Raw genomic sequence first — 201 nt, 5'->3', positions numbered from 1 at the left:
AGTTACTTTCCACCTTGGTTGAATTTATTCGATCAGGAAAGTAACGTACAACAGAGCGAATAGCCCAAAATGAGAGCATTATGGTTAAGCTACTAAGAGCACACGGAGGATGCCTAGGCGCTAGGAGCCGAAGAAGGACGTGGCGAACAACGAAACTGCCTCGGGGAGCTGTAAGCAAGCTTTGATCCGGGGGTGTCCGAA

Annotated in this window: 1 rRNA gene; it reads left to right on the top strand. The window is 49.3% G+C overall.

From position 1 onward, the window contains the following. Window positions 1-82 precede the first annotated feature (82 nt). Window positions 83-201: ribosomal RNA gene (locus GNP95_RS25645) — 23S ribosomal RNA — on the top strand; the annotation flags it as partial.

The sequence above is a fragment of the Paenibacillus woosongensis genome, from assembly GCF_009725165.1.
In the GTDB taxonomy this organism is placed as follows: Bacteria; Bacillota; Bacilli; order Paenibacillales; family Paenibacillaceae; genus Fontibacillus; species Fontibacillus woosongensis.
The sequence above is the reverse complement of the archived record's forward strand: the minus strand, read 5'-3'. Positions and strand labels throughout refer to the sequence as shown.